The organism is Ruegeria sp. SAZD013, from assembly GCF_059612525.1.
In genome coordinates this window covers 70447-87615 of the sequence record NZ_JBXWQT010000013.1, presented here as the reverse complement: position 1 = coordinate 87615, position 17169 = coordinate 70447, and the positions used below count along the sequence as shown (strand labels likewise).

Below are 17169 nucleotides of genomic sequence, written 5' to 3'. Positions count from 1 at the left end.
AGATCACACCAGCAATACAGTGACATAAAGCGCATAAAGGAGGGTCAGCACCAGACCCCAAACGCGAGAGATATCCTGCTTGAAGACAACAAAGGGAACCAGAAGCAGTGATGCGCCCAACATGACCCAAAGGTCAAAATGCAGGAAACCGGGATCGACCGGGATACGCCCGAACCAGGTTGCGATCCCGATAATGGCCAGAAGATTGAACATGTTTGAGCCAATCACGTTGCCTAGGGCCACATCAGCCTGCCGGCGCAAAGCGGCCATGACAGTCGTTGCCAATTCGGGCAATGACGTTCCGACCGCAATCAAGGTCAGACCGATAACCGTTTCACTGACACCATAGTTCCGGGCGATGACCGTCGCATTTTCCACCAGCAGGTGCGCCCCCATCGGAAGACCCACAAGCCCGAGGATCAGGTAAACTGATACCTTCCAGTAAGGCATGTCAGGATCGGCTTCTTCCAGGCCGTCTAGATCGTCATCATCCGCACAGGCTTCGCCACAGGCCTTGCGGTGCGCCTTTGCTTCACGAAAGGCATTCGTCAGAACCAGGCCCAAAGCCGCCAGCAGGATCAGGCCGCTGACGACGGTGAATGTTCCACAAAACGCCAACCCTATGAACAGGGCCGTCGCCATCAGCATGAAGGCATAGTTCCTACGGCTGTCGCATTCGCTGGTATGGATCGTTGCCAGCATCGCTGGAAGACCAAGAACCAACAGGATATTGGCCGTGTTTGATCCGACAACATTGCCCAGCGCGATACCCGGTGCGTGTTCCTTGACGGCGCTGATAGCAATCAGCAACTCGGGCGCTGACGTGCCGAAGGCCACAATCGTAAGGCTGACGATCAGGGCTGGGACACCCAAACGCAGGCTCAGGTTCACTGCGCCCCGCACCAAGGCATCGCCTGCCAGCAACAGGATCAACAGGCCAAGACCAGACAGCAGCCACGTTGTGATCAAGCCCGGCCTCCTTTTTCACAGGCACAGGGGCCCTTTCCGATGCGGTACCGACCGCATCGCGGACATTTTGCCGAGCTTAGCCTTTTCTGCCCGGGAAACCGCAACTTGCCGAACATTGCCAATACGCCCATTGCGATCAGAAAAAGAGTGACAGCCTTTACGATCACGTCACAAACCGAAACGCGCGTAGGCTGCCCGCTCCTCTAACCCTGCGATGGCGTCCTGCGCCAAGCTGGCCCCAAACCGGGTCCAGATCGGTTTTTTCACGCCATAGCGGCGAAATTTGACCTTGTCGCCGAAACGGTCCTGCATCTTTGGCTTCAGATGTGCGATGCCGTCGATCAACCCCAATTCCTGCGCGCGACGCGCCAGCCAAACCTCGCCCGTGAACAGATCAGCTTCCTGATTCAGCTTGTCCCCGCGCCGATCTTTGACATGCGCAATGAAATTCTCGTGGATATCACCCAACAACCCTTGCAGGCGGGCCACGTCCTCTTTCTTTTCCGGTGAAAACGGATCGAGCATGGACTTCGATTTCCCGGCGGTATGGACCCGCCGCTCAAACCCTTGCCGCGCCAGAAAGACATGCGCACCAAATCCAGCCGAGATCACACCGATCGATCCCAGTACGGAACTGTCATCGGCCCAGATCTCATCCGCTGCGGCGGCCAGCCAATACCCACCGGATGCAGCGACGTCTTCGACAAAAGCGATGACCGGCACGTCCAGTTCTTCGGACAAACGCCGAATGCGCGCACCGATCATTGAACTTTGGACAGGGGATCCGCCCGGTGAATTGATCTCAAGCGCCACGGCCGCAGGTTTTCCCTTGCGAAAGGCTTTCTCGAGAACCGGCGCCAGCGTGGCGTCGTTCAAAGATCCGCGCCCGGCCATTCCAATGGCGCCGGACAGGCGGACGATGGCCACACAGGGGTGATTTTTGACGAACGGCAGGCTGAGCTTCATGGGTGCCGATGTAGAGTGCCACCAACCCGTAAACAAGGGACTCTTCGAACCTTGAACGCGACGTGAACCAGATTCGCACACTCGACGGGCAAAAATGCAACGCCCCGGCGCGGGTTAGCTGCGAATGCGCCAGCCGGTTTTGAAGATCCAGCCAATGACCGCCAGACACACCCCAGTAAAGGCTATGATGGCCAGCAAACTCAGGGCGATGGGCACATCCGCAAGCCCGAAAAACGACCAGCGAAACCCTGAAATCAGATAGACGACCGGATTGAACAACGTGATCGTCTGCCACAAGGGCGGCAGCATCGAGATTGAATAAAACGTACCACCAAGGAAGATAAGTGGCGTAACCACAAGCTGCGGCACCAGTGACATCTGTTCAAAATTACTGGCCCATATGCCGATGATAAAGCCCAGCAACGAGAAGCTGAGACATGACAGGATCAAGAACGCCGCCATGGCAAAGGGGTGTTCGATCCGTATGTCGACGAAGAAGGTCGACGTGGCCAGAATGACCAACCCCACAAACAGTGCTTTGGTGGCCGCCGCACCGACATACCCAATCACGATTTCTATAAAATTCACCGGTGCCGACAACAGCTCGTAGATGGTGCCCAGAAACTTGGGAAAATAAATTCCGAAAGACGCGTTCGAGATCGACAGCATCACTACAGACAGCATGATCAAGCCCGGCACGATGAACGCGCCGTAGGATACGCCCTCGACCTCCTGAATTCGACTGCCGATGGCGGTGCCAAACACCACGAAATACAGCGAAGTGGAAAGAACCGGCGACAGGAAGCTTTGCGCCAGGGTGCGAAAGAAGCGGGCCATTTCGAACCGGTAGATTGCAGCAATTGCGGTCCAGTTCATGCCGCCTCTCCGGATACCAAATTGACAAATATCTCCTCCAGGCTCGATTGCCGTGTCTGCACATCGCGCAACACCAACCCGGCCTGCGACACGTCATTCAAAAGGGTCGTAATGCCTGTGCGATCCGCATGGGTATCGTAGGTATAGATCAGGCTATCCCCGGCGCCATTGAGGGTCAGATTGTGGTTGGCCAAATCATCGGGAATCTTGGCGATTGGCTCGGTCAGCATGACGACAATCTGCTTTTTGCCCATCTGCGCCATAAGCGTGTCTTTGTCCTGCACCAAAAGCAACTCACCCTTGTCAATGACGCCGACGCGATCCGCGATGGCTTCGGCCTCTTCGATATAGTGGGTTGTCAGAATGATGGTGACACCGTCCCGTTTCAGCTCGGCCACGATTTCCCACATATCCTTGCGCAGCTCGACATCCACACCTGCCGTCGGTTCATCCAGAAACAAAACACGTGGTTCATGCGCCAGAGCCTTGGCGATCAGCACGCGGCGTTTCATGCCGCCCGACAGCTCCTTGATGGGGTTCTTGCGCTTGTCCCATAGCGAGAGCTTGCGCAGAATGTCCTCGATCCGGGCGTTGTCTTTGCCCAGCCCAAACAACCCGCGTGACAGCCGAACTGTGTTCCAGACCTTTTCAAACGGTTCCAGCGCGATCTCTTGCGGGACAAGCCCGATCATCCTGCGCGCTGCGCGATAATCCGACTGAATGTCGTGCCCGCCGACTGAAACCGCACCGGATGTTGGCGTGGTTATTCCGCAGATCGTCGAGATCAGAGTGGTTTTCCCCGCCCCATTCGGCCCCAGAAGCGCAAGAATTTCGCCTTCTTCAATGTCCAGAGACACACCTTTCAGCGCCTCGAACCCATCGGTGTAAGATTTGCGCAGATCTCTGATGGATAAAATGGTCGTCATATCCGCTCCCCGTTCTGGCCCAGACCCTATCGCCCCGAACACAGGGATAACAGGCCCATTCCGTACCATGTGATGAACAACTGCCAAAAGGAAGACCGTCCTCGTCGGCAATCATCCGGCTTGCAATCCCGACACCAGCTAGCAAACTCTGCCGGGAACGGAGGGCCCTGATGCTGAACGGAATACGTGTTGTCGAACTCGAAGGTCTGGGCCCCGGCCCGTTTGGTTCCATGTTACTGGCAGATCTGGGCGCTGACGTGATAACAATCCACCGCAAAGGGGGCGCCGCAACACCGGGTATGCCGGAACGTTCCCTGCTGGACCGCGGCAAAAGATCCATCGCACTTGATCTGAAGGACGCCAATGATTTGGATATCGCGCTTCGCCTAATCGACACAGCCGATACGCTGATCGAAGGATTCCGTCCCGGTGTGATGGAAAAACTGGGGCTCGGCCCGGATGTCTGCCTGACCCGCAATCCAAAACTGGTCTACGGGCGCATGACGGGCTGGGGGCAGGATAGCCCGCTGGCCGACACGGCGGGGCATGACCTGAATTACATCGCCCTGTCCGGTGCGCTCTGGTATGCTTCGCATCCCGGCCATGCACCGCAGACCCCGCCAACGTTGGTAGGTGATATCGGCGGTGGGGCCATGTATCTTGTGGCGGGCATTCTGGCCGGGCTGATCAATGCACAGCGAACTGGCGCAGGTACTGTCGTTGATGCGGCAATCTATGACGGCTCAGCCCATATGATGAACCTGCTTATGACAATGCGCCAAACCGGCAACCTGTCTGAAACCCGGGGTCAAAGCCTGTTGGACGGTCCCCACTGGAGCAGCACCTACGCCTGCGCCTGCGGCGGCTTTATTTCCGTGCAATGCCTCGAACCAAAATTCTATAAGCAGTTTCTGAACTTACTGGGCCTCACAAACGATACCGAGTTTCAGCGGCAATACGACCGTGTTCTGTGGCCTTCGCTTTCACGCCGTCTAACCGACATCTTCGCCAGTCAACCGCGCGACCATTGGGAGGCCCTGTTTCGCGGAACAGATGCCTGCGTTGCTCCTGTCCTCAGCCCGGACGAAGCCCGCTCACACCCGATGAACCGCCATCGCAACAGCTGGCAGGATTTTGACGGCACGTTCCAGGCCGCCGCCGCCCCACGGTTTTCAGGCCATGACTGGACCCCGAAACCCAGCCCCAAGCGCGGCGAGCATACTAATGAGATCCTCGCAGAGCTCGACGGCCTGCGCTGATCCGTACTTCATCTGGCCCAAAATATCCCGGGGGGTGGATTGGCCTCAGGCCAAGAAGGGGGCTGGCCCCCTTTAACCTGCTTACTGCCCGCGTACCGTATCGATCATCAGCTGAACATTCTCAGGATCGGCATCCGGCGTGATCCCATGTCCCAGGTTGAAGATGTGCGGTCCCTTAGAGAACGCCTCGACAATCCGCCGCGTCTCATCCACCAGAGCCTGCCCACCGGTCACCATATGCGACGAGGCCAGGTTTCCCTGTACACAACCATCAATCTGTACATGTCTGGCGGCCCAATCGGGCGACACCGAATTGTCCAGCGCGACGCAATCCACACCCGTCGTCTTGGCAAACCCGACATACCCCTCCCCCGCCTCGCGCGGGAAACCGATCACCGGGATGCCGGGGTGACGCTCCTTGATGGCCTGTGTAATCACACGACACGGTTCCACCGCGTATTTGCGAAACGCGTCACCTTTCAGGGAACCCGCCCAGCTGTCGAAAATCTTGACCACCTCGGCCCCAGCGTCGATCTGAGCTGACAGATACTCAATTGTTGCCTCCGTGATGCGATCCAGAAGCGCCTCGAATAAAGCAGTATAGCTCTCTCGCAGAGCGTGAGCTGGTCCCTGATCGGGTGTTCCACGCCCGGCGATCATGTAGGTCGCGACCGTCCAGGGCGCGCCGGCAAACCCGATCAGCGCGGTCTCAGACGGCAATTCTCGCGACAGGAACCGAACCGTTTCATAAACGGGCGACAATGTCTCATGAATCGCGTCCACCGGCTTCAGCGCTTCAAACTCGGCTTGCCGCGTGATCGTCGACAAACGTGGGCCTTCGCCGGTCACAAACCACAGATCCGCACCCAACGCCTGCGGCACCAGCAGGATATCGGCAAACAGGATCGCAGCGTCAAACCCATAGCGCCGGATTGGCTGCAATGTGACTTCGGCGGCCAGTTCCGGGTTATAGCATAAAGACAGAAAATCCCCGGCCTGGGCACGGGTGGCCCGGTATTCCGGCAGATACCGACCCGCCTGGCGCATCATCCAGATTGGCGGCACATCCTGTACTTCACCCGCCAGCGCCCGCAGCAGCTTCTTTGTCTCGGCCATATTCGCCCCCAATCTTCCGGTTTTGGCAACGGGTCGTCCTTCGGCGGCAATTTGTCAAGCTCAGCCCCCATTGTCAGGGCAATGTGACGCGACTAAAGCTGTGCACATGACTTTGACCCTGCCCACTCCCGCATCGCCCCTCAGAATTGGCACCCGTGGTTCACCGCTGGCTCTGGCTCAGGCCTATGAAACCCGCCAACGCCTGAGCGATGCTTTCGATCTGCCCGAAGCGGCCTTTGAAATCGTCGTGATCAAAACAACCGGCGACAATCGCGCAATGATCGATGCGGATCGTCCCCTGAAGGAAATCGGCAACAAGGGCCTGTTCACCAAGGAAATCGAAGAGGCGATGTTGCGCGCTGAAATCGATATCGCCGTGCATTCAACGAAAGACATGCCTGTTGAACAGCCCGAAGGGCTGGTTCTGGACACATTCCTCCCGCGCGAAGATGTGCGTGACGCTTTCATCTCACCGCGCCTTAACTCAATCCACGATCTGCCCGAAGGGGCCGTTGTGGGCACCTCGTCATTGCGGCGCCGGGCGCAGCTGCTGAACCGGCGGCCGGATCTTAAAGTGGTCGAGTTTCGCGGGAACGTGCAGACACGGCTGAAAAAGCTGGAAGCCGGGGTCGCGGATTGCACTTTTCTGGCCATGGCTGGCATTCACCGTCTGGGCATGGATGAGGTTCCAGCCAGCGCCATTTCTCCGGATGACATGCTGCCCGCGATTGCACAGGGTACCATTGGCATCGAACGGCGCAGCAACGATATGCGCGCGGCTGAAATGCTTGAAGCGATTCATCACGCGGAAACAGGATGGCGGCTGGCCGCCGAACGCACCTTGCTGGCCGCGCTGGACGGGTCTTGCGAAACTCCGATCGCTGGCCTGGCGGAACTGGACGGAGACAACTTAAGGCTGCGCGGCGAAGTCCTGCGCCCAGATGGGTCGGACACCGTGAACAGAGAAGTGACCGGTTCTGTCAAAGACGGGCCAGAAATGGCCCGCACGATGGCGGCGGAACTGCTGGAACAGGCGGGTCCGGGTTTTTTCGATTGGAAAAAATCAAATTAAATTGAGGCAGTGTGAACTTGATCACTGTGGCTGCCAGGAATCTCAGGCATTAATGTGACATACCAATGAGGAAGTCGGGTCAGTCTCGAAAGTATCGAAAAGTTTTCAGATTGCCGGTGATTTAATCAGTATTCGAGGGGGCGAGGCTGACCCCCGACTTCCAAAGGTAGCGGGTCGCTGTTGAATTCAACGGCGACCCGTTTACGTTGTATACATCCAACCTTCAGGAAATGGCATCAACAGCGTGACGGACAGCGTGGCGGGTCTGTTCCAGATCCGCATCGGTGATCGCCAGCGACGGATAAAGCTTGCCCGGAGACTTGAAGATTCCATGGGCGCGCAGCACCGCATTGTAAGTGGCGTTACGCTGTTGATCATCATGGTTTGCACTGCGATAATCACGGCATTCAGCGTTGGTGAAATAGATGTCAAACAAAGTCTCGTCACCGCAAATCCGATGCGCGATGCCCGCTTCATTCAAGGCGTCCGACTGAATCTGCTGCAAGTGTTTTCCAATTGCGCGCAAACGCTCATACGCGCCGTCACGCCGCAGAATCTCCATCGTCTTCAGACCAGCTGCCGAGGCGACCGGATTCCCCGATAGGGTCCCCAACTGCATCAGCCAACCTTCTTCCCCGACCTTCGATTTATCGAAATGCTTCATGATCTCGACGCTGGCACCGAGCGCAGCCAGAGGGAAGCCACCGCCCGTGATCTTACCCAAAGTGCAGATATCCGGTGTGACCCCGTATCGTTCCTGCGCCCCGCCATAAGCCAGCCGGAATCCGGTGACAATCTCATCAAAGATCAGCAACACACCATGTTGATCACACAGGGTTCGAAGGCCTTGCAAATATCCCGGCATTGGCGGAATGATCCGTTGCAAAGGCTCGACCATAATCGCGGCAACGTCGTCATTTTCATCCAGCAAAGCAGCGACGGCTTCCAGATCGTTAAAGGGCGCGATCAGCATTTGCTCGGCCACGCTGTCGGGGATACCGGCGCTGTCGGGAACAGCCTGCGGGAAATTAACTCTGCGGCTTGGGGCAAGGCTCATCTGCGCCTCGGCGCTCATACCGTGGTAACCGCCTTCAAACTTCAGGATTTTGCTGCGCCCGGTATAAGCCCGCGCCAGGCGAATCGCATACATGTCGGCTTCGCCTCCCGACGCGACAAAGCGCACCTGCTCGCAGCAGGGAACGGCGTCGATGATGGCCTCGGCCAGTTCGATTCCTTTTCTGTTATTGGCAAAAAACGTCATCCCTTTGGGCAGCTGTTCCAAAACGGCTTCCATCACTTCAGGGTGGCCATGACCCAGCAGCATCGGACCCGACCCGATCAGGTAATCGACATATTCGTTGCCATCCTCGTCCCAGACACGGCTGCCTTCACCACGGGCGATGATGATGCCCGGATCAAAGTTGCCAAACCCGCCGGCAGGTAGAACTTCGTTCGCGCGAGCAATCCATTCGGATTGTGATTGGATTTTCAGCATCTCAGTCGATCTCCAGAATTGGGGTGCCAAGGATATCGAGGTCCGGCACAACACCTAAACCCGGACCTTCGGGCGGAGCAATCCGGCCGTTTTCACGAATTGGTGCATCAGGACACAGACGCGGGGCCACGTAAGAAGACAAGTCACACGTGTTCATCAGAGAACCTTTCGGCGTCGACGCCGCAAAGTGAAGTGAAGCCGCAGTAATAATGTCAGACCCCCATGTGCATTCAGCGCAAATCTCGGCACCAAGATGCACGGTCAGATCCCGTGCACGACGCATTGCTGACAATCCGCCGAATTTCGAAAGTTTAAGCGCCACCGCATCCATGCAACCCAGTTCATACGCACGCAAAAGCGAGGCAAGGTCAAAGGCACTCTCGTCGATTTTCATCGGAAGACCAGTAGCCTGACGGACAGCGGCACAGTCTTCCAGCGTTTTGCAGGGCTGTTCCAACATCACGTCCAGATGTGCCACCGCACGCCCGGTACGGGTTGCCTGCAATCGCGATGCTCCACAATTCCAGTCACCATATACCAACGGCCCGGTTCCCACGGCTTCGCGCACTTTGATCAGCCGCTCGGCATCCGCCTGCCAATCTCCCTCGACGCCCAGCTTGACCTGAAACTGGCGGATGCCGGTTTGAAAAGCGGATTTGGCAATGCGCGCCATCTCGTCCGGTGCAATGCAAGTAATTGAATGATAGAGTGGCATATTTGCCTGCGTTCGCCCACCCAACACCGCATAAACCGGCAACCCTGCCGCCTGACCGAACAGGTCCCAAAGCGCGATATCGACGATTGATTTCGCGTATTGATGCCCTTGCAATAGCCCGTCCAGCTTGCGCATTGGGGCGTCTATACCAAAAGGAGTGATCCCGAGGATTTCAGGCCCCATCTCAGCAATGGCTCCCGGCACCCCATCCGCATAGGCCGGCAGGTAATGCGGGATCGGGCAGACCTCACCCCATCCCCTGTGACCGGTATCCGTTTCAAGGCTCAGAATATGGGATTTCACAGTGGCACAAGTCTTGCCGTCAGCCATGTGGTACGTTTCGTGACTTGTCAGATCGACAGACCAGAGCGTTATCTTGTTGATTTTCAAGCGTATACTCCCACTGGATCACCTAATGTGCTTTCATCCGGATGAACGCCAAGTCCAGGCTCTTCTGGCAGGTGCAAGTGGCCATCAACATTCCGAGGCCCACGCCCCCCGGCAATATCGACCGTGATCATGTCCTGACAGGCCCATACTGCAAGGCAGTTGTTATCCGGGATGGTCGCGGCCAGATGCAATGCTTCGGTATCGGCCAGAACCGTACCGCCAGTGGCCATTACGAACATGTCTATCCCATGGGCCAATGCGATATCCCGAATGCGCGCAGCCTTGGTCAGCCCGCCGACGCGGTTCAACTTGATCCCGAAAATCTGAGTCAGACCATCGCGGGCGATAAGGGCCGCATCCTGCAAAGTCACAAGGCTTTCGTCCACTGAAACGGGCGACGAATGAAGCCCCGAGATTGCAGCAATGTCATCCAGCGTCTCACAAGGTTGTTCGAACATGACATTAAGTTCCGCGCAGGTGCTCATCACACGCAACGCTTGCTGACGCGTCCAGCCTCGATTGACATCATAAAGAACGATCTCGCCGGGTCGCCGAATACTCTCGACATCGCGAACACGCGCGATGTCCCGTTCAACGTCACCGCCGATCTTTACGGAATAGGCGATGTAGCCCCGCTGGCGATAACGCTCTATGACCGCGCGCGTTTCGTCGACGGTTTTCGCCCCGACCGAGGACGCAATCGGGCGCGGTGTCCGCGATCCACCCCCCATCAGATCGGCAATCGGCACGCCCGCCGCCTGACCCGCGATATCCCAGCAGGCCATATCAATTGGGCTTTTGGCATAAAGGTGCCCGGGCAAGGCAAGATCCATCGCCCGTTCCACCTCCAAAACCCGTCGCGGATCCAGGCCCAGAATGAACGGCGCCATCGTTTCAATTCCAGCGCGGATACCCGGTCCATGCGCGGGCACATAGGTATGGCCCCATGGGGTCCCTTCACCCCAGCCAACAAACCCCGCATCGGTCTCGATTTTCACGAGTGTCGCGTCAAGGGTTTCGAATTTCAGCCGCCCACCAGACAACCAATATGGATGCTCAAGCGGGAGATCGATGTTATATACAGTGATAGCTTTGATCTTCATGCGATATCCATCCGGGGCAAGTCACCCATGCCTTCACCGCGCCACAGGACATAGGTCAGGATCGGCTGATATGTGGTGACCATGGCATGACTTTGCCAACTTGCGTGCAAGCGCGTTTGATTGGCACCAATATAAGTTTCGACCCCATCGACCTTGAACAACGCACCTCCGCCAAGAACGAGGTAGAGTTCTTCGGCCTGATGGCTGTGCCAATCGTAATTCAGGCCAGCCCCCCAATACGCGATGTAGCCGCGCAGCAGGGTCGAGTGAAAATGTCCGGTTGGACCGAACAGCTCATAATAGCCGTATCGGTTCAGGAAATCCGCACCAACTTCGTCTTCAGTGTAGGTGTGTTTCCAATGTGCCAGATGCGCCGTCGCTTTGACCGCCGTGATCAGGTCACGGGTTGGCGCGTCTTCAACAAGGTCGAAGGCTGCCACCAGTCTCGTTGCGGGAATGGGTGCGGGATCCAACCCCGTCGGGGTCAGATTACCCGGCCAAGACGCGAACGCAGCCAGATCCGGATGCGCATGGTGCATTTGCCGGGCAGCTTTAAGAACATCGTCAAGCGTCATGGCATCACCACGATGTTGCCGGCGTGCTCTTTCGCAATGAACGCGGCTTGCGCATCTCGGAGATCCTCCAACGGGTATGTCGCGGCAAGCGCTGGCTGGATCTCACCAGCCTCGATGTATGTTACGAGGTTCTTCATGACCTGAGGGTCAATGACGGTCGAACCGGTGAAGGTCAGGTCGCGCAGGTAGAATGTGCGCAGATCAAGTTCGACGATCGGGCCTGCAATTGCGCCCGAACAGGTATAGCGGCCACCCCGTTCCAATATGTCGATCAGGTTCGGCCAGTATGGTCCGCCCACGACATCTGCGACCACACTGATCTTTTCTACGCCCAGCGCCTCGCGCAGGTTCGCAGGAGCGCGTGGCAGAATGACGTCAGGGCCAAGCCTGGCCACGTCCGCGTGTTTGGATTCGGATGCCATCGCGATCACCCGTGCGCCGCGCCGTTTGGCCAGTTGCACAAGCGCACCGCCCACACCGCCGGAAGCACCTGGAACCAAAACCGTATCCTCGCCGGTCACATTGGCACGGGTCAACATGCCTTCGGCGGTGGAGTAAGAGCAGGAAAAAGTTGCCAGTTCAGCATCCGTCAGGTTCGAGGTGATTGCCACAGCATTCACCGCCAGAGTTGTCGCGTATTCGGCAAAACCACCATCCCGTTCCGAGCCGAAATAACCAGTCTTGTCCATATTGTCGGGTTCCACCGGGTCGCGCAGCCAGCCATCCGTGATAACACGCTCACCAATACGCCCCCGGTCAACACCGTCGCCGACGGAAACGATATGCCCGCAGATATCGGCCCCTTGAATTCGCGGAAAGGTGATCGGATTACCGCCCCAGGTGGGATCTTCTTCGCCAACCTCTTCAAACGCACCACCGGTCGTTGCGGCTGAGACCGTCTTAGAGTACCAACCCGACCGCGTGTTGACGTCCGTATTGTTCAGCCCACATGCCGCAACCTTGATCAGCACTTCACCCTCCGCAGGTTCAGGACGCGGCCAGTTATCGTGCCAAACTATCTGCTCTAAACCTCCATGGCCCATCGTGACCATGGCTTTCATTGTGGTGGGCAGGTTCATCAGGCGGTCTCCACTACTGCGTCTATGCGGGGCAGCAGGCTGTCTGGATCGTAGGCGGGCTTATCCAGTACTCGGGCCGGACGCGGCTTGCCGTGAATCACGACCTCCAATTCGGTTCCCGCTTTTGCTGCTTCGGGTTTGATGTATGCAAAGGCCAATATCTTACCGACCGTGTGACCGAACGCGACCGAAGCCGTCGAGCCTATGACACGCCCGTCCAGCATCACCGCCTCGCCTCCATGGCCGTCAATTTCGCCATCCGGCTCGATTTGCAGATAGGCACATATCCATGGCAAATCGGCGTTCAGCGTCTTGTCCCTGCCCAGGTAGTCCTTGCCCGTACGGGCAAAGCGCAGCGCGTCAGCTTCGGCCAGCGTGACCTCGTTGGTCAGCTCACCTGCCCCTTTGAAGCCCTTCTCCATCCGCATCACGTTCATGGCGAAACTGCCATAGTCTGCGATGCCATACGCCTCGCCCGCAGCCCATAGCGCATTGTAGACATCAAGGCAGGCGGCGTTGGGCATATGCAGCTCCCAACCCAGTTCACCCGCATAAGACATGCGAAACGCCCAGAGTTTATGACCGGCAATCGTGACCTCTTGCGCCGACAGCCAGCGGAACCCGGCATTGCTCAGATCGGTATCCGTACAGCGCGCCAGAACTTCGCGTGATCTGGGGCCGTTCAGCGACAAGGCAGACCAATCGGAAGACAGCGCGGTGATCTGCACATCTTCACCCTTGCGCTGATGCGCCAAATGATCAAGCAAACGCTGTTCGAAGAACGCAGCACAGACCAGATAGAAGCGGTCTTCGGCCATGCGGACAATCGTAGTCTCCAACTCGATCCGGCCACGGCGGTTCAGCATATGGGTCAGTGTGATCGAGCCAACCTTTTGCGGCATCCTGTTAGCAGTCAACCGATCCAGCAGAGTATAAGCATCGGGCCCCGATACTTCGACTTTGGTGAAGGCAGTGACATCCATGATCCCGACACGTTCCCGCACGGCTTTGACCTCGGTCGCGACCATATCGTCGGCAGGAGTGCGGCGGAAGGAATAGTGATCGCGTTGTTCCACGCCATCGCGGGCGAACCAGCGGGGGCGTTCGAAGCCATAGACCTCTTCATGTACCGCGCCTTTTGATTTCAACAACTCATACAGTGGCGACGGCTTGATCGGACGCCCTGCAAGTCGATTGAAGTGTGGAAACGGGATTTCGTGACGTAAGCAATAATCTTCCTCGGCCTTGATCACCTGCCAGTCTTTGCTGGCATAGCTGCCAAAGCGGCGCGGATCGAAATCCCGCATCGAGATATCGGCAGCCCCATGCACCATCCAGCGGGCCAGTTCACGGGTCAGACCCGGCCCCCAGCCGATGCCGATCTGCGTCCCGCAACAGCACCAGTAATTTCGCACACTCGGCGCAGGACCGATCAAGGGGTTGCCGTCCGGCGGATGTGATATCGCCCCATGCACATCACGTTGAATGCCCAGTTCGGAAAAAATCGGCATCCGGTTCAGACTTTCCTCAAGCCATGGCATTACCCGGTCATAATCCGCGTCGAACAACCAGTTCTCGTACTCCCAAGGGCAATGATCATGCCAGACCGAGTTCGGATTCTCTTTCTCGTATATTCCGATCAGGCCGCGCTGCTGCTCCATCCGGATATAGCCCGAGACTTTGCGGTCATCGCGGATCACCGGCAGTTCCTTGTCCAAGTTCTGGAATTCGGGCACTGGCTCAGTCACGAAATAATGGTGCGTCATTGACGTCATGGGCAGTTGCAGCCCGGACCATTCGCCCATCTGGCGCGCGTAGGTGCCGCCCGCGTTCACCACATGCTCACAGATGATGGTGCCCTGTTCGGTCTCAACAATCCATTCGCCGTTTGCGCCCTGCGTGATGTTCGTCGCCCGGCAGCTGCGGAAGATGCGCACGCCCTTCTGGCGTGCCCCGGCTGCCATCGCCATGGTCACATTGGTCGGGTCCACATGCCCGTCATCCGGTGTATGCAGCGCGCCCAGAACACCTTCGAGGTTATAAAACGGATGCAGTTCAGCCACCTTCTCGGGACCGACAAGTTCGATATTGAAACCCAGCGACCGGCCCACCGACAGGGTATGGCGCAGCCAATCCATCTCATCCTCGGTATATGCGAGACGGAACGAGCCGCAGCCATGCCATGTGACAGGCTGACCTGTCTCGGCCTCAAGCAGGCCGGAATACAAACTGATGTTGTAATCGACGCATTTGCCCAGACCAAAGCTTGAGGTTGAATGCGTAATCTGCCCTGCCGCATGCCATGTACTGCCGCTGGTCAGCTCGGCCTTTTCCAGCAGAACAGTCTCTTCGCCCCAGCCTTCATGGGCCAGATGGTAGGCCAGACCAACGCCCATGACGCCGCCTCCGACGATGACCACGCGTGCGTGTGACGGCAGTTCATTCCCGGACATGATTTTTCCTCTTCCCGAGTCGCTTTTCTGCTCGACAGGCTAATTCCACATTTGTACCATCGTCAATCATGAATGACACAAATGTATCATCAACTGTTCTGGACCGCCTGACCGAAGAGTGGGACGCCCTGACCCCTGAGGCGCAGAAAGCCGCGCGTTACGTTCTGGAGAACCCTACGGATGTAGGGGTCTCAACCGTGCGCGAAATTGCCGAGGCGGCAAAGGTCAAACCCAACACATTCGTGCGCATGGCACGGCAAGTGGGGTTTGAAGGGTACGAAGATTTTCGCGAACCCTTTCGCGACGCGATCCGAAAAGGGCGCGTGTCGTTTCCAGACCGTGCCAGATGGCTTCAGGACATCGGCAAATCCGGTGAATTGGGCGGCCTGTATGCCGATATGATCGGCGCCGCGATCCGGAATATCGAGGAAACATTTGCAGGGATCGACGCGAACCGCCTGAAATCTGCTGCCGAAGTCATCTGGAATTGTCGCCAGATTTTCACACTCGGCGTGGGCGTCAACAATTCCAACGCGCGCAACTTTACCTATCTGGCTTCGACCGGGATGAAGCAGTTTCATGCAATCCCCCGCCCCGGTTCAACCCCGGTAGACGATCTTGCATGGGCGGATGAACAGGACGTGCTGATTGCGATCACCTGTCATCCCTACCGAACCGAAGTGATCGAGGCGGTCAAACTGGCACGTCAGCAGGGCCTGACTGTCATAGGTATCTCAGACAGCCCGGCCAGCCCTGTGATCCGGAACGCCCATCACGGGTTTGTCGTCGCAGCAGATACGCCGCAGTTTTTCCCATCATCCGTTTCGACCATCGCGCTGCTGGAAACGCTGCTGTCTTTCGTGATCGCGGTATCCAGCGACGAGATCGTCGAACGGGTCGAACGTTTCCATCGTCGCCGCCATCAGCTTGGCATCTATGCGGAGGAACCCGAATGAATGTACCCCTGACCCATTCACTGGACGCGCGCTACTATACGGATCCCGCCATTTTCGAGAAGGAGATACAGGGGCTTTTGGCCCGAACATGGCAGTTCGCAGGCCATGTCGCGCAGGTTCGGGAAACAGGGGATTACTTTGCTTTTGAGATCGCCGGGCAAAACCTGTTCTGCATTCGCGGACGCGATGGCGAAATTCGCACTTTCTATAACGTCTGCCAGCACCGCGCGCACGAAATGGTCTCGGGCGCAGGAAACACCCGCGTCGTCGTCTGCCCTTACCACGCGTGGACTTACGAGTTGTCCGGCCAGCTGCGCGCGGGTCCAAATATCAAATCCGTCCCCGGATTTGACCGCAGTGCAATCTGCCTGACGGCGGTCCGGACCGAAATCTTCAATGGGTTCATCTTCGTCAATCTCGACGAAAACGCAGCCCCGATGGATGACTGGTATCCCGGAGTGCGGCAGGAAATCCGTACATTTGTCCCACATATCGACGAGCTTGAGCCGCTGGAATGGGTCGAGATCCCTGAACACTGCAACTGGAAGGTCAGCGTCGAGAATTATTCGGAATGCTATCACTGCCCGACCAACCACCCGACTTTTGCTGAAGGTGTCGTCAAGCCCGAAACCTACGACATCCAACCCGATGCAGGCGGCGGTTTCGTGCTGCGCCACACGACCGAATGTCAGAGCCTCGACAAGATGACTTACCCTATCGACTTGTCGGTGCCTCATGCGGGCGAATACCAATCGTGGTTCCTGTGGCCTATGTTTTCGTTCCAGTGCTACCCGGGCAATGTGCTGAACACATATCACTGGCGCGCAAGTGACACGGATCACTGCACCGTCTGGCGCGGTTGGTACACCGAAGGTGGTTCGGAAAGCGCGGTGATCCTGCAACTGGCCGTTCAAGACAGGGAAACAACGGTCGAAGAAGACATCCGGCTTGTGGAATCCGTGCATCGCGGCCTCAGATCGCGCGGTTACCGCCCCGGCCCGCTGGTGCTGGATCCGGGTTGCGGTGTGATGTCTGAACACTCAATCGCGAAGTTGCAACAATGGATGCGCGAGGCCGTGGAATGAAACCCGCCCCAGGCAGACATAACCTGTTTGCCCTGCCCTTGAGCGGATAGATCAACCACGCTGATGCCCAAGGAATGGCACCTTTGCGAAGTCGACCGGTCCTGGCCTAAAGCCACGTAGGTATATCGAGATAA

General features: G+C 57.4%; 15 protein-coding genes. 4 read left to right on the top strand and 11 right to left on the bottom strand.

Going from position 1 to position 17169, the window contains the following annotated elements; all coding sequences use genetic code 11:
• Positions 1–3 precede the first annotated feature (3 nt).
• From AC2FLU_RS02485 to AC2FLU_RS02470, 4 genes are all read right to left on the bottom strand, one after another.
• Complete coding sequence (locus AC2FLU_RS02485) at positions 4–966, bottom strand: calcium/sodium antiporter (RefSeq protein ID WP_480518634.1); 963 nt, start codon at positions 964–966, stop codon at positions 4–6.
• 171 nt (positions 967–1137) lie between these two features.
• The gene (locus tag AC2FLU_RS02480; protein ID WP_480554264.1) at positions 1138–1935 is read right to left on the bottom strand and encodes a S49 family peptidase; all 798 of its coding nucleotides are present in this window, start codon (positions 1933–1935) and stop codon (positions 1138–1140) included.
• Positions 1936–2049: 114 nt separating this feature from the next.
• Positions 2050–2811: an ABC transporter permease gene (locus AC2FLU_RS02475; protein WP_209598717.1), complete on the bottom strand. Its 762-nt coding sequence runs from the start codon at positions 2809–2811 to the stop codon at positions 2050–2052.
• A complete protein-coding gene (locus AC2FLU_RS02470) occupies positions 2808–3737 on the bottom strand; it encodes an ABC transporter ATP-binding protein (protein WP_496714698.1) in 930 nt (309 codons plus the stop codon). The genes AC2FLU_RS02475 and AC2FLU_RS02470 overlap by 4 nt, the downstream gene beginning before the upstream one ends.
• Positions 3738–3907: 170 nt before the next feature.
• Here AC2FLU_RS02470 and AC2FLU_RS02465 point away from each other — a divergent pair, with 170 nt between their 5' ends.
• Positions 3908–4996, top strand: a complete 1089-nt coding sequence (locus AC2FLU_RS02465; RefSeq protein WP_496808339.1) for a CaiB/BaiF CoA transferase family protein — start codon at positions 3908–3910, stop codon at positions 4994–4996.
• A gap of 81 nt (positions 4997–5077) precedes the next feature.
• On the opposite strand, the gene hemE is transcribed toward AC2FLU_RS02465, so the two are convergent.
• A complete protein-coding gene (gene hemE / locus AC2FLU_RS02460; RefSeq protein ID WP_496808340.1) occupies positions 5078–6112 on the bottom strand; it encodes a uroporphyrinogen decarboxylase in 1035 nt (344 codons plus the stop codon).
• A 106-nt stretch (positions 6113–6218) separates the two neighbouring features.
• Here hemE and hemC point away from each other — a divergent pair, with 106 nt between their 5' ends.
• A complete protein-coding gene (gene hemC, locus AC2FLU_RS02455; protein WP_496808341.1) occupies positions 6219–7184 on the top strand; it encodes a hydroxymethylbilane synthase in 966 nt (321 codons plus the stop codon).
• 223 nt (positions 7185–7407) lie between these two features.
• On the opposite strand, the gene AC2FLU_RS02450 is transcribed toward hemC, so the two are convergent.
• The 6 genes from AC2FLU_RS02450 to AC2FLU_RS02425 are packed head-to-tail and all read right to left on the bottom strand — an operon-like array spanning position 7408 to position 14994.
• Positions 7408–8679, bottom strand: coding sequence for an aspartate aminotransferase family protein (locus tag AC2FLU_RS02450; protein WP_496808342.1), 1272 nt, complete (start codon positions 8677–8679; stop codon positions 7408–7410).
• Between the two features lies 1 nt (position 8680).
• Entirely contained in the window at positions 8681–9784 is a 1104-nt protein-coding gene (locus AC2FLU_RS02445) for a mandelate racemase/muconate lactonizing enzyme family protein (RefSeq protein WP_496808343.1), read from the bottom strand.
• Positions 9781–10887 (bottom strand): mandelate racemase/muconate lactonizing enzyme family protein, encoded by a 1107-nt coding sequence (locus tag AC2FLU_RS02440; RefSeq protein WP_496808344.1) that lies wholly within the window; start codon positions 10885–10887, stop codon positions 9781–9783. Before AC2FLU_RS02440 ends, AC2FLU_RS02445 begins: the two co-directional genes overlap by 4 nt.
• Positions 10884–11462: a dimethylsulfonioproprionate lyase family protein gene (locus AC2FLU_RS02435; RefSeq protein ID WP_496808345.1), complete on the bottom strand. Its 579-nt coding sequence runs from the start codon at positions 11460–11462 to the stop codon at positions 10884–10886. The genes AC2FLU_RS02440 and AC2FLU_RS02435 overlap by 4 nt, the downstream gene beginning before the upstream one ends.
• Positions 11459–12541, bottom strand: coding sequence for an alcohol dehydrogenase family protein (locus tag AC2FLU_RS02430; RefSeq protein ID WP_480604624.1), 1083 nt, complete (start codon positions 12539–12541; stop codon positions 11459–11461). The genes AC2FLU_RS02435 and AC2FLU_RS02430 overlap by 4 nt, the downstream gene beginning before the upstream one ends.
• Positions 12541–14994 carry an FAD-dependent oxidoreductase gene (locus AC2FLU_RS02425; protein WP_496811852.1) on the bottom strand — a complete coding sequence of 818 codons (2454 nt, stop codon included), beginning with the start codon at positions 14992–14994 and terminating at the stop codon, positions 12541–12543. Before AC2FLU_RS02425 ends, AC2FLU_RS02430 begins: the two co-directional genes overlap by 1 nt.
• A gap of 68 nt (positions 14995–15062) precedes the next feature.
• Here AC2FLU_RS02425 and AC2FLU_RS02420 point away from each other — a divergent pair, with 68 nt between their 5' ends.
• Complete coding sequence (locus AC2FLU_RS02420) at positions 15063–15950, top strand: MurR/RpiR family transcriptional regulator (protein ID WP_480518298.1); 888 nt, start codon at positions 15063–15065, stop codon at positions 15948–15950.
• Positions 15947–17035 carry an aromatic ring-hydroxylating oxygenase subunit alpha gene (locus AC2FLU_RS02415; protein WP_496714705.1) on the top strand — a complete coding sequence of 363 codons (1089 nt, stop codon included), beginning with the start codon at positions 15947–15949 and terminating at the stop codon, positions 17033–17035. Before AC2FLU_RS02420 ends, AC2FLU_RS02415 begins: the two co-directional genes overlap by 4 nt.
• Positions 17036–17169 lie beyond the last annotated feature (134 nt).